The sequence below is a fragment of the Arenibacter algicola genome (assembly GCF_018860365.1).
Lineage (GTDB): Bacteria > Bacteroidota > Bacteroidia > Flavobacteriales > Flavobacteriaceae > Arenibacter > Arenibacter algicola_B.
This window is the reverse complement of the sequence record NZ_JAHKPO010000003.1, coordinates 499,454-511,937: the sequence shown is the minus strand read 5'-3', so window position 1 is coordinate 511,937 and position 12,484 is coordinate 499,454. Positions and strand designations below refer to the sequence as shown.

Below are 12,484 nucleotides of genomic sequence, written 5' to 3'. Positions count from 1 at the left end.
CATAGACCAACAAAGTGGGGATTGTGTTACCGATAACCATAAACCTAATTTTTCAAATTAATTATAGGTATACGGATATGCCCAAAACTCCTCCTGTCATTAGGAAGCGGGTTGGCTTAATGAAATAAAGAAAAAAAGGTTTTTATAGCTATTGTTTACTTAAACAATTTCAGCACTTAGTCCAGCATTCAAAAGCTTACTGCACCTAGGCTTTAAATCGTTATATTCCCCTGTCTTAACCGTACATTTTCCATTGTAATGTACAATTAGGGAACATTGCTCCGCCTGTTCCGGAGTGTGGTCGCAGGCCATTATTAAAGTTTCAATAACGTGATCAAAAGTATTAACCTCATCATTGAACAAAACAATCTCATTTTGCTTTACAGTCTCCTCATCCAAAAGTAATTCTTCCGAGACTTTTTCCTTTGTACTCATAGAATTCAATTTTAATACCTTCTAAAATACATATTTTACGGCAACCCAATTATTCTTTTCCAGATTTTTTTCAAATTTTAACCCTACTTCCGCACATCTTTCCGAAATCTGCGGTATATCCTCCTTATAAAAGCCACTTAAAAATAACATACCACCCTTGTTCAGGCATTTCACATAGGACGGAATGTCCTCCAACAAAATGTTTCTATTAATATTGGCTATGATAATGTCGTATTTCTGGTCCACCAGTAAATCGGCAGTTCCTTCGTAAACATTAATATGGCTACAATTGTTGCGCTCAACATTTTCCTTGGCATTTAAGTAGCACCAGTTATCTATATCTATGGCATCTATATCTTTAGCTCCCTTCATTGCCGCCAAAATAGCCAAAACACCTGTTCCACTCCCCATATCCAAGACAGATTTACCATTAAAGTCATGGTCCAGTATATGCTGTAACATCATATGGGTTGTTTCATGATGCCCTGTCCCAAAACTCATCTTTGGTTCAATAATAATATCATAATCCACTTTGGGCTTATCATGAAAAGGAGCTCTAACCACGCATTGGTCACCTACTTGAATAGGGTTAAAATTACTTTCCCAGGTAGCGTTCCAATTCTCCTGTTCTATCTCCGAATAATCATAATCAATGCTAAACAAAGGATTGGAAAGAATCTGTAGGTCATCCAGAATATTAGGATACCAATCTTCTTTTTTAATATAAGCTTGAACCCCATCTTCCGTTTCCACAAAACTTTCGAATTGCACTTCCCCCAATTCCGCAATGAGAATATCGGAAGCCGGTTGAACAGGGGCCACCTTAAAATTATACTCTAGATATATTGAATTCGACATTTTACTAAAACACCTTAATTAAACACCATTTTATAGTAAAAGAACCCGTTGAAACTTCAACGGGTCTTTAAATTATTTTGTTGCACCCAAACCTCTTAAATAAGTAAATATCACTGGGTTTGAATCCAAATATTTATAGTTAGCTGCTTATGCTATTGCTTCAATTATAGCAATAAAGTCATCCGCTACCAATGCAGCTCCACCTATTAAACCACCATCAACATCCGGTTTAGAAAAAATTTCGACCGCATTATTCGGTTTTACACTACCTCCATAAAGTATGGAAACATTGTTTGCTATGGCCGCATCATAGGCATTGGTAATAGTCTTTCTTATAAAAGCGTGCATTTCCTGCGCCTGTTCTGGCGAAGCTGTTTCTCCTGTACCAATGGCCCATACCGGCTCATAGGCCAGGACGATTTTACTCCAGGCCGAGGCATCCAAGGAAAATAAAGCATTTTTTAATTGGCTTTCCACAATTTTAAAGTGGTTACCAGACTTACGATCCTCTAATTCCTCGCCAAAGCAAAACATTACCCTCATGTTTTTCGCTAATGCGGCTACGACTTTCTTGGCTAAAATTTCATCGGTCTCCCCAAAATAAGCCCTTCTTTCCGAATGACCTATAATTACAGTATCTACCCCTATTCCTAAAAGCATATTGGCCGATATTTCGCCAGTGTAGGCACCATTTTCTGCAAAATGCATGTTCTGGGCAATTACCTCAATAGTAGATGATTTTAATTTATCCACCGCAGCGCTCAAATTCACAAACGTAGGTGCCACCATTACCTCTGCCTTGGTATCTGGAAGTTTAGCGGAAAGTTCTGCCAACAAAACTTCTGTTTCCGCTAAATTCTTGTTCATTTTCCAATTTCCTGCTACTATTTTACTTCTCATTTTGATTCTAATTTATGTTGTTCCCTTATTATCAGTAAGGCTAATATATCCTTGGTTATAGAGGCATTGCCTCAAAATTATTCAAACTTTAAATCTTCCAAGTCGTTGAAATGGACTTTCTGCATAATGGTCCCCTTCTCCAATACCAACACTCCGGGATTGGATCTTACAATGGTTTTCAAAGTGGTTTCATCCGTGAAATAAAAATCAAATCCCAATTGATATTCCTTTTTCATTTTTTGGGTATAATCCTTACCTGAAGCGGACATTCCAATAACCTTATATCCGTTCTTTATAGCCTTATCCGTCACCTCCTTTATCTCAGTAAAAGCACGGTAATTACTCTTTGCCAGATCATAGGCTATCACCATGACCAATTTTGGTTCCTGCAGCAAGGAGGCGGCCATATCCTCACCATCCTGTTCAATAGTGAAATCATGGATCGGAGGTTCGTATCCTTTTTGAATTTCCTTGGTTTCTACATCAATAAACTCGCCATCTACAGCCGGATAATCGCCATTGGTAACCACTACCTTTTCTTCACCATCTACATTAAACTTCCAACTGTAATCAAAAATGGCCACCGGTGCGTTCTCTGGAACGCTCATGCCTTCTTCAATATTGGCCCCTATTTTATAAGGCCTAAAATCCAAAGCCGGCAAATGGTTAAGCACATAATAGGCAAAGATAGCACTAACTAACAAACTAAGCCCTACGATAAGTCTTTTGGAACCATCACCAAAAGGCGATCCAATATATTTTACCCCAAAAAAGAGTACAACAATAAGTATCAACAAAACCACATCCTTGGTAAAGGATTCCCAAGGGGTTAATTTTATGGCATCCCCAAAACAGCCACAATCGGTAACCTTATTAAAATAAGCGGAATAAAAGGTAAGAAAAGTAAAGAAAATGATCATCAAAAGTAGGCTCCAAACCGTAATTCTAACTCTGAATCCTATTAATAACATAATACCCAACAATACCTCAAGGATTACCACAAAAATAGAGATCCCCAATGCATAGGGCATCAAAAATTCCAAATCCAGTACGCCTGGACTAAAATATTCCTCCAATTTAAAGGAAAACCCAACGGGATCATTCAATTTAATAAATCCACTGATAATAAATAAAACGCCGACAATTAAACGGCTTAAAGTCACTATATACTTCATATTCTAATACGATTCCGATTTTTATAAATTACTAGATATTATTAATTATCAGCCTTTTTTAGCCAGGGTTAAATATGGAATTTAGGATGTTGTTTTTTCTCCAAGATGTATCATTGCAAATACGGCATAGTTGATCATATCCTGATAGTTGGCATCTATCCCTTCACTCACCAACGTTTTTCCTTTATTATCCTCTATTTGCTTAACACGTAACAACTTCTGCAAAATTAGATCTGTCAGGGAACTCACCCTCATCTCCCTCCAGGCTTCACCATAATCGTGGTTCTTATTTTCCATTAAGGTCTTGGTGATGGAAATGTGCTTATCAAACAAGGCCACAGCCTCCTCTGCAGAAAGATCTGGTTGATCAACTATTCCTTTTTCAATTTGAATCAAGGCCATAATGGAATAATTAATAATTCCGATAAACTCGGAAACCTCATCCTCATCCACCTTGCGCACTTCATTTTCTTGCAAACTTCTAATACGCTGTGCCTTAATATATATTTGATCTGTAAGGGATGGAAGCCTTAAAATTCGCCATGCACTGCCGTAATCTTGCATCTTTTTCAGGAAAAGGTCCCTACAAATTTTAATAACGGCATTGTATTGCTCGGAAGTATTATGCATTTAATCTTTCTAATTTGTGTAAATTTCGCTTAAAATTTTAAACTATTCAAAAATCGAGATTTAAACTTAACTACCAAAAGTTTTACTCCCCTTTATCCAATAAAAAACATGACCATTAACTGCAAAGGAAAATTAGTGGACCTAAGTACTCCCAGAGTAATGGGAATAATTAATATTACTCCCGACTCCTTCTATGATGGTGGCAAATACAAAGACGAGACCGAGATTATTGCGCAGGTGGAAAATATGTTGGCCAATGGGGCAAGTTTTATAGATATTGGAGCCTATAGTTCCAGACCGGGTGCCGATCACGTAGATGAAAGTGAGGAATTGGCTCGAATTATCCCTATCGTAAAACTATTGCTAAAGACCTTTCCGGACATCCTTATCTCCATAGACACCTTTAGAAGTAGGGTTGCCGATGAATGTCTGGCCCTTGGAGCTGCAATAATCAACGACATTTCTGCCGGCAATTTGGATCCAAAAATGTTGGAAATAGTCGGGAAGCACAGAGCGCCCTATATTATGATGCACATGAAAGGCACTCCCAGCACTATGCAGGGCATGACCAACTATAAAAACCTCCTGGGAGAAATACTCTATTATTTTTCCGAAAAAGTAGCCATGGCGCGTGCTGCCGGCATTAACGATATTATTATTGATCCTGGTTTTGGATTTGCAAAAACCTTGGAACAGAACTATGAAATTCTCAAAAAATTTAATTTGCTGCACGCTATGGATCTGCCTGTTTTAACGGGTATTAGCAGGAAATCCATGATTTATAAGCTACTCGAAACCACTCCTAACAATGCCTTAAACGGCAGTACGGCCCTCCATATGTACGCGCTTACCAAAGGTTCACAAATATTAAGGGTACATGATGTTAAGGAGGCCATGGAATGCATTCATCTATTTAATGCCATTAATGGCTCCGAGAATCATTTGTGACCAATTTTTATTCCTAGCCATTGAAAAATTGTTCAAAAAAGGGTCAAAACATTTCTTAGAATTTAATTTGAGGTTATAGCTTATTTCCTATTTTTACAAAAACCACAGGATTGGATTTTTTAAACTTCTTAGATTTTAGTGTTACAGATATTATAGACATCTTTTTGGTGGCTGTACTAATGTATTATGTCTACCAATTAGTCCGTGGTACCGTAGCCATTAATATATTTATAGGAATTGTTATTGTTTGGGCTTTTTGGAAGTTAACTGAAGTTTTGGAGATGAAAATGATCAGTAGCATGGTAGGTGGTTTTATGCAAGTGGGACTAATTGCCCTTATCATTGTTTTCCAACAGGAAATCAGAAAATTTCTGTTAATGGTAGGCTCTACCAATTTAGCCTCAAAGCGCAACTTTTTAAAACACTTTAAATTCCTTAAGGAAGACGGACTTACCATAGGAACCAATGTAGACGCTATTATAGCTGCCTGTGAAAAAATGGGGAGCACTAAAACTGGTGCACTGATTATAATTGCCAGAAATAATTCCTTGGACTTTGTTAAGTCGACCGGAGATAAAATGTATATCGAAATAACCCAGCCTATTCTGGAAAGTATTTTTTATAAGAACAGCCCCTTACATGATGGAGCGGCGGTTATTGAGGATAATTTTATAGTGGCTACCCGCGTAATTCTCCCTGTTTCCAATGAACGCTCCATACCATTGCGATTTGGACTAAGGCATAGGGCTGCTGTTGGCATCACCGAAAAAACCGATTCCTTAGCGCTTATTGTCAGCGAAGAAACGGGTCTGATCTCCTATATAAAAAATGGGGAGTTTGTATTGTTTAAGGATTTGACCGAACTGGCCAGTATAATCAAGTCCGATCTAATGTAACAGCACTTATTTTTCTTTAAGCTACCTCTTCTGCCAAAAATTGGGCTTCATATAAATTTTGATAATACCCCTTTTGTTTCAATAGTTCTTTATGGGTTCCGGTCTCTACTATCAAGCCGTCCTGCATTACCAATATTTTATCGGCCTTTTTAATCGTTGCCAATCGATGGGCAATTATAATGGAAGTGCGCCCTTCGGTAATCTTTTCCGTTGCACGTTGTATCAACTGTTCGGAATACGTATCTACCGATGAAGTAGCCTCATCCAATACCAAAATACTGGGGTTGCTCACGTAGGCCCTTAAAAAGGCTATCAATTGTCGCTGACCACTGGAAAGCATAGTTCCCCTTTCCTTAATATTGTAGGTATACCCTCCTGGAAGACTGGAAATAAACTCATGGACACCTATCTGCTTGGCAGCCTGTTCCATTTGTTCTATGGTAATAGCATCATTCTTCAGGGAAATATTATTGGCAATGGTATCGGCAAAGAGAAATACATCCTGCAACACCACGGCAATTTTAGACCTTAATGAGCTTAATTTGTAGTCCTTGATATTGATACCATCAATCAAAATAGCGCCTGAATTAATTTCGTAGAAACGATTTAGCAAATTAATTATGGTGGATTTCCCAGCACCTGTTGCCCCTACTATAGCAATGGTCTCTCCCGCCTTTACCTTAAAGGAAATTCCATGGAGCACTTCCTCATTTTCCAAATAGCCGAAGCGTACATTGCTAAATTCAATATCACCTTTAACACTATCCTTATCTATTGTTCCTACATCTTGAATATTACTGTCCGTATCCAATATTTTAAACACCCTGTTGGCAGCTACCATTCCCATTTGGAGGGTATTGAACTTATCCGCAATTTGCCTCAGTGGTCTAAACAACATACTGGACAGCAATATGAACATGAAAATGGTACCGTATTCCTCCTTACTAATATTGGCAACATTCTGCAGACCTCCGTACCAAACTATCAATCCTACGGTAATAGAGGATACAATTTCAGCGACCGGAAAAAAAATGGAGTTGTACCATACCGTTTTTAACCAAGCATTTTGGTGTTTTTCATTGATTTCCCTGAACTTCTCCTTCTCTATTTCTTCCCTGGTGAACAACTGCACTATCTTCATTCCGGTAATACGTTCCTGAACAAATGAATTAAGATTGGAAACCTGGGCCCTAACCTCAATAAAAGCAACCTTCATGGCCTTTTGAAACAGTCTTGTAGCGTATAAAATTATAGGCAAAACAGCAAATACTATTAACGACAGCTTCCAATTGGCTACAAGCATTACAATGGCCACCACCAACATTTTAAGTAAATCGGACACGATAACGAAGAAACCTTCACTAAAAATCTCCCCTATCCTTTGCATATCCGTCACCGCTCGTGTAACCAATAAACCTATGGAAGAATTGTCATAATACTTCATCTTAAACCCCATAAGATGGTTAAATAGTTTTATCCGAATATCCTTTATAACGGATTCTCCCAACCAATTGGCGTAATAATTAAAATAAAGCTGACTTAAAACTTCGCCCAACAGTACACCCACCATGGCCAAGGTCAAGGTCAATAATTTTTGACCATCCTTATTGGTAATGGCATTATCAACTATCTCACCCACCAAAATAGGGGTAAGAACAGCAAAACCCGACAGTAAGATTGCTGCTATGGCAACGCCATAAAAAGTTAATTTATATGGCCTAACATGTCTAAGCAGACGCTTGAACAATCTATAATCAAATGCTTTACCCGTATCCTTATCCATTGTAATCAATAATATTTTTTGGATATTTTATTGCTGTCAAATATAATCCTTTTGCAGGTACCGATACCCCTGCCTTTCCTCTATCCTTACTGGCCAATATATATTCTATGTTGGTCGGGGAGGATTTGTCCAAACCGACATCTATAAGTGTTCCAACGATGGCTCGGACCATATTCCGCAAAAATCTATCGGCACTTATGGTAAAAACCAACTTGTCCCCATCTTTGGTCCATTGAGCCTTCCTAACATCGCAGAGATAGGTTTTTACATCGGTATTCGACTTTGAAAAACACTCAAAATCTTTATGTTCCACTAAAATAGCTGCAGCTTTGTTCATCTGCTCTATATTTAACGGATATTTCACATAATAGGCCCCATCTACCAAAAAGGGATTCTTTTTTTGAACTATCCAATATTCATATGTACGCTCAGAAGCATCAAAACGGGCGTGTGCCTCCGCCGGAACTTCAACAATAGAAACAATGGCTATATCCTCAGGAAGATAGACGTTTAACCTATGAACCAATTCCACACCTTCAAAAACCGCATCGGAATCGAAATGGGCGAACATTTCCCTGGCATGGACTCCAGCGTCCGTCCTACCCGCACCGGTCAAAGACACTGTTTCCCGTAGAATTAAGGAAAAAGCGTTTTCCAAAACCTCCTGTACACTTATTGCATTAGGCTGTTTTTGCCAACCGTGATACGACCTGCCCTGATAAGAAAATTGGACGAAATATCTCAAATGAATAATTTAGTTTTGTGGTTGGCAAAGATACTTGTTCTAAGGGAGAAAAACAGATAGCTGAAATGTTTTAATACAATATTGTTATAAAGTTTTACTATGCCCATTTATCCAATTCCCTTATGTTTACAGCTCCAAAATTCCAAGGCAGGAACCTTAGGTTTACACAGTTTTTAAATTTGCAATTTGCTTTCTTGGCAAAAAAATTAAAAAGAATTAAACGCATGAAAAAAATACTCCTTCTTTCCGATACCCATGGGCATATGGACGAAAAAATCCTAAAATACGCTAGGGAGGCCGATGAAATATGGCATGCTGGAGACATTGGTAATTTGGAGGTAATGGATACGTTGGAAAAAATAAAGCCGGTAAAAGGAGTTTACGGTAATATAGATGAACATAGGATTCAATTGGAGTATCCATTGGACAACCGATTTAAATGTGAGGATGTTGATGTCTGGATGACCCATATTGGTGGATACCCCAATAAATACAATGTACGGATCAGGGAAGAGATCAAAAGGAACCCACCAAAACTTTTCATCTCCGGACACTCCCATATCCTAAAAGTAATGTGGGATAAAAAGTTAAACCTGTTACATATGAACCCCGGAGCGTGCGGCATCCATGGTTTTCATCAAATACGGACCATGTTGCGATTTGCAATAGACAAAGAGAATATTAAGGATTTAGAGATTATTGAGCTTGGTAAGAGGGGATGATTATCATTGGCCTATAAGATACTAAGGGATAAACCACAATATCCCGCTAAAAAAAAGGGATTAGTTCAACTAACAGTTTTAAATTCGTTACAAGCAACTTTTTAAATCTGAGTTTCACCAAAAAAAAACCCGGGCACTACCCCGGGTTCACGCACTAATACTACTAAGATGTTAGGCTTAACGCAATCGATCAACAGATTTTACAAGATCTTCATCCTTTTTTATTGCCCTGTTGGCCAGGACTAAAAAAACGATAGAAAATACAGGAATCAGCATCCCAATACCCTTCTCAGAAACCAAAGTTTCTCCGGATAAGTTTAGTGATCGGTAAACGAAAAATCCTAGTAAAAAAAGATTCAATATCATATTCAACCTGTTAACTACAAATTGATTTTGTCTATTCTTAAATAAAACTATCCCCAACAGTCCAAGGACTGCAACGGCATAAAAAGCAATGGAAACAAATACTTCATTTTCCGCAAATATCTCATTTCCCCTAGCATCCGACCATAGATTTACAAAAAACGGTACAACCGCCCCTAATAGTATAACTACGATTAAATAAAGAGTCTGAATTCTTTGAATCATGCTTTATAATACAATTTAGAAGCAAAAATAAGCGTCTTTTTAAAAATTATCACCCTAATATTGAAAATAATTTGTAATATTGCTACGTTATAAGTCAGATTACTTACCAACAGGGGATTTCATTCCCTTTATTATCCAAAAACAAGAACAACATACACTTCATATTTTCGTAATAAGTATAATTTATTCAAAACTTAATGTTTGAGATTTCAGATTTAAAATCAAAAAAGCTTCCTGAGCTTCAGGAAATAGCCCAGGGCCTAAATGTTGCCAAATTTAAAACTTTAAAAAAGCTTGATTTGGTCTATCAAATTTTGGATGTACAAGCATCCAATCCAAAAATAGTTCAAGAAAGAACTACAACTACAACTACAACTACAGAGGAAAGTAGCCCAGCAAAGCCAAAAAGGTCCAGAATAATCAAGTCGAAGCCAAAAGAGGCCGGAACAAAAGCCGCTGCACCGGGAAAGCCGGAAATAAAATCTGTTACTCCAACAGAAAAACCCAGCACCCCAGAAGAAACTCCAACTGTGGTCGAAGATAAAAAAGAGGATACTAAACGCGAAAGAAAGCCCCGCCAACACAACAGTCCTGTTCAGGCGAAAAAGGAATTTCAAAAGGGTGCACCACAACAAAATGCATCACAGCAAAATACTCCGCAAGCCAACAAACCTCAGCATAAAAAAAATCCACACCATCAAAAAGGCAATGTTGACAAAAACAACAGCAATTTTGATAAGGACCTAAAAAACAAATACAAAGAACCGGAATTTGAGTTCGACAGTATTATAGAAAGTGAAGGTGTCTTGGATATTATGCAGGATGGTTACGGATTTTTAAGATCTTCTGATTACAACTACCTTTCTTCTCCAGATGATATTTATGTATCCCAGTCCCAAATACGATTATTTGGATTAAAAACTGGAGATACCGTACTTGGGAATGTACGTCCGCCAAAAGAAGGTGAAAAGTATTTCCCACTTATTAAAGTGAATAAGATAAACGGGATAGATCCCCAAATAGTTAGGGACAGGGTGTCTTTTGAACACTTGACCCCATTGTTCCCACAGGAAAAATTCAATCTTGCGGAAAGACAAAGTACCATTTCTACAAGAATTATAGATTTATTCAGTCCCATTGGAAAAGGTCAAAGAGGTATGATCGTATCCCAGCCCAAAACTGGTAAGACCATGCTTTTGAAGGATATAGCCAATGGTATAGCTGCAAATCATCCAGAAGTTTATCAAATTATCCTTTTGATAGATGAACGTCCAGAAGAAGTAACGGACATGCAGCGTAATGTTCGCGGTGAGGTTGTTGCCTCTACTTTTGACAAGGAAGCTACAGAACATGTTAGGGTTGCCAATATTGTTTTGGAAAAAGCAAAACGTTTGGTAGAATGTGGTCACGATGTGGTTATCCTATTGGATTCCATTACCCGTCTTGCCCGTGCCTACAACACCGTACAACCTGCCTCCGGAAAGGTCTTGAGTGGTGGTGTGGATGCCAACGCCCTTCACAAACCAAAACGTTTCTTTGGAGCTGCACGTAATATTGAAGGTGGAGGTTCCTTAACCATTATTGCAACTGCACTTACCGAAACCGGTTCTAAAATGGATGAAGTAATCTTTGAGGAATTCAAGGGAACAGGTAACATGGAATTGCAATTGGATAGAAAAATATCCAACCGTAGAATATTCCCTGCTATCGACCTTACTTCTTCGAGTACAAGAAGGGACGACCTTTTACTGGATGAAAACACCATTCAGAGAATGTGGATCATGAGAAAGTATTTGGCCGACATGAATCCGGTTGAGGCCATGGAATTTATTGAACAAAGATTTAGGCAAACCAAGAACAACGAAGAGTTTTTGTTGACCATGAATCAATAACCTAATAAGTATAATCCCTTAAAATAGGGACAGTCTTAAAATCCCATTTGGCCTTTGCCAAATGGGATTTATTTTTTACATGATTTTTTTAGATGTACAATAATCAGTACTTTAACATATAATTTAACAAGTGTTTTCCCCCAACGCTTACCACTAAATAATTACTTTAATTAACAACTAATTGTAAAAATTTAAATTATGAAAAACCTAAAAAGAATTCACGCAAACTTGTGCCTTGGAATCCTTGTTGTTTTTGGTCTCACTTCCTGTGAACAAAAAAAGGAAAAATCACCTATGACAGAACCTGAACCTATGGAAATTAATGCTCCCAAGCAGATTGTTTCCGTATCCCAGGCAAAAACTATGTACGATGCCTACGGCGAGCGAAGGGTTGGCCTAATTGAAAAATATGAAAATGAACTGGCCCCTGAGAAGAAATTTGATGTAGCCCGGTTTGGTTATTATGATTACAATACCATAAAGGAATATATGAACTATATTGAACAAGAAGCTAAAAAGGCCAATGTGGAAATTTCCTCCCTACGTTTTTATTTTTCCAATTATCCAGATAAAAAGACCTTTGAAGATGGCAGGGAAATAAAACATCCAAAGCAAAATTCATTTTTTATCATTCCTGCCATTAAGGATAAAAACAATCGGGAATACGGGTACTACATTAGGGAAGAGGACGATGGCAAAAATGTCCCCGTTTTACTTACAGATAATTTGGAACCAAAAAAAGAGGAAGGAATGGACAGGATGCAGTCTAGTGAAAGTAAATCCGAGGCTTCCTTTATGCCAACAGCATCCCCTGCCCCCTTCTATGCCAAAAATAAAAGTATGGTGTTGAACGAGGCCAATATGGTTCCTCCACCATACCATGAGGATTAATAAGACCCATTAACCCCAGAT

General features: G+C 37.9%; 13 protein-coding genes. 5 read left to right on the top strand and 8 right to left on the bottom strand.

What is annotated here, in order from left to right; all coding sequences use genetic code 11:
* Positions 1–159 precede the first annotated feature (159 nt).
* The 5 genes from KO529_RS04165 to KO529_RS04145 all read right to left on the bottom strand — a co-directional run bounded on the left by KO529_RS04165 (position 160) and on the right by KO529_RS04145 (position 3,998).
* The gene (locus tag KO529_RS04165; protein WP_072862636.1) at positions 160–435 is read right to left on the bottom strand and encodes an ATP-dependent Clp protease adaptor ClpS; all 276 of its coding nucleotides are present in this window, start codon (positions 433–435) and stop codon (positions 160–162) included.
* 21 nt (positions 436–456) lie between these two features.
* Entirely contained in the window at positions 457–1,293 is an 837-nt protein-coding gene (prmA, locus tag KO529_RS04160) for a 50S ribosomal protein L11 methyltransferase (RefSeq protein WP_215946646.1), read from the bottom strand.
* A gap of 147 nt (positions 1,294–1,440) precedes the next feature.
* Positions 1,441–2,193, bottom strand: coding sequence for a triose-phosphate isomerase (gene tpiA / locus KO529_RS04155; protein ID WP_215946645.1), 753 nt, complete (start codon positions 2,191–2,193; stop codon positions 1,441–1,443).
* A gap of 77 nt (positions 2,194–2,270) precedes the next feature.
* Positions 2,271–3,368, bottom strand: a complete 1,098-nt coding sequence (locus KO529_RS04150) for a BT_3928 family protein (RefSeq protein ID WP_215946644.1) — start codon at positions 3,366–3,368, stop codon at positions 2,271–2,273.
* A gap of 81 nt (positions 3,369–3,449) precedes the next feature.
* Complete coding sequence (locus KO529_RS04145; protein WP_215946643.1) at positions 3,450–3,998, bottom strand: DUF1599 domain-containing protein; 549 nt, start codon at positions 3,996–3,998, stop codon at positions 3,450–3,452.
* Positions 3,999–4,106: 108 nt separating this feature from the next.
* Between KO529_RS04145 and folP the strand changes: the two genes are divergently transcribed.
* Together folP and KO529_RS04135 are read left to right on the top strand one after the other, a co-directional pair.
* Positions 4,107–4,946, top strand: coding sequence for a dihydropteroate synthase (folP, locus tag KO529_RS04140; protein WP_215946642.1), 840 nt, complete (start codon positions 4,107–4,109; stop codon positions 4,944–4,946).
* Between the two features lie 110 nt (positions 4,947–5,056).
* Complete coding sequence (locus tag KO529_RS04135) at positions 5,057–5,842, top strand: diadenylate cyclase (protein WP_215946641.1); 786 nt, start codon at positions 5,057–5,059, stop codon at positions 5,840–5,842.
* 16 nt (positions 5,843–5,858) lie between these two features.
* Here the strand turns inward: KO529_RS04135 and KO529_RS04130 are convergent, their stop codons facing one another.
* Both KO529_RS04130 and truA read right to left on the bottom strand, forming a co-directional pair.
* Complete coding sequence (locus KO529_RS04130) at positions 5,859–7,625, bottom strand: ABC transporter ATP-binding protein (protein ID WP_215946640.1); 1,767 nt, start codon at positions 7,623–7,625, stop codon at positions 5,859–5,861.
* Positions 7,618–8,370: a tRNA pseudouridine(38-40) synthase TruA gene (gene truA / locus KO529_RS04125; RefSeq protein ID WP_215946639.1), complete on the bottom strand. Its 753-nt coding sequence runs from the start codon at positions 8,368–8,370 to the stop codon at positions 7,618–7,620. Before truA ends, KO529_RS04130 begins: the two co-directional genes overlap by 8 nt.
* Positions 8,371–8,594: 224 nt before the next feature.
* On the opposite strand from truA, the gene KO529_RS04120 reads away from it, so the two are divergent.
* On the top strand, positions 8,595–9,092 hold the full coding sequence (locus KO529_RS04120; protein WP_215946638.1) for a metallophosphoesterase family protein: 498 nt from the start codon (positions 8,595–8,597) through the stop codon (positions 9,090–9,092).
* 177 nt (positions 9,093–9,269) lie between these two features.
* Here the strand turns inward: KO529_RS04120 and KO529_RS04115 are convergent, their stop codons facing one another.
* A complete protein-coding gene (locus KO529_RS04115) occupies positions 9,270–9,680 on the bottom strand; it encodes a DUF4293 domain-containing protein (protein WP_215946637.1) in 411 nt (136 codons plus the stop codon).
* 197 nt (positions 9,681–9,877) lie between these two features.
* Here KO529_RS04115 and rho point away from each other — a divergent pair, with 197 nt between their 5' ends.
* Both rho and KO529_RS04105 read left to right on the top strand, forming a co-directional pair.
* Positions 9,878–11,572: a transcription termination factor Rho gene (gene rho / locus KO529_RS04110; protein WP_215946636.1), complete on the top strand. Its 1,695-nt coding sequence runs from the start codon at positions 9,878–9,880 to the stop codon at positions 11,570–11,572.
* Positions 11,573–11,770: 198 nt separating this feature from the next.
* Positions 11,771–12,463: a hypothetical protein gene (locus KO529_RS04105; RefSeq protein ID WP_215946635.1), complete on the top strand. Its 693-nt coding sequence runs from the start codon at positions 11,771–11,773 to the stop codon at positions 12,461–12,463.
* Positions 12,464–12,484: the final 21 nt, after the last annotated feature.